Raw genomic sequence first — 657 nt, 5'->3', positions numbered from 1 at the left:
AACGCTTGAGCAGCGTGCGCGTCGCCTGGTCCGGCTTGGCGTCGAAAAGGAACATCACCCGGTTTTCCGCTACGTCCTCGCGGTACGTGAAACCGTACCCATGCCGCTCCACGTCAGCCGAGGCCTTGCGCTTCTCCAGCTCATCGATGCGCAACCGCACCCGTCGCACGTTCGCTGTGTTGTTGCTGAGTGCGTAGCTCGGGAAGCCGACGCGGCCGCAGAAATCCGGCTTCAGAATGTCGGCGGCCACCGCAGCCGTGAACCCCTGGGAGATCAATGCGGCTTCGCGTTCCTCCGGCGTCTTCTTCGTCCGAATGACCTTGTTCGCGGCCTTCATCCGCTCCTGTGATGCTTCCATCGCTTCCAGCTCCTTGCGCAGCTTGGCGACCGCATCCGGGTCATCGCTGGAGATCCCCCCCGTTCCGACTGCCGCCGCCTTGCTCGCGTAGTGCTGGGCGTTGTCCATCTCGGCGAACGCCTTGCCGAACGTCTTGTGTATGCGCTCGCGATAATTACGGTCCCGGCTTTCGCTGTGATGCCCAACGAGGATGGGCTGGCCGAAGGGGATCGCACCGGCCATCGAACGGGCTTTCTTGTGCAGGCTGTCGGCGTTCTTGTTCGCTTCCTGGGCACGGGTCAGCAGGCGTTCACGGCGGG

The 657-nt window shown here is 63.6% G+C and carries 1 protein-coding gene; it reads right to left on the bottom strand.

The window, feature by feature from the left end:
• A partial coding sequence (locus tag XCSCFBP4642_RS25150; RefSeq protein WP_053329585.1) for a DUF3560 domain-containing protein occupies positions 1–657 on the bottom strand: 657 nt, incomplete at both ends.

Origin of the sequence: Xanthomonas cassavae CFBP 4642, from assembly GCF_000454545.1 — a bacterium.
In the GTDB taxonomy this organism is placed as follows: domain Bacteria; phylum Pseudomonadota; class Gammaproteobacteria; order Xanthomonadales; family Xanthomonadaceae; genus Xanthomonas; species Xanthomonas cassavae.
Note: the sequence above shows the minus strand (reverse complement) of the source record. Positions and strands in the feature narration are given on the sequence as shown.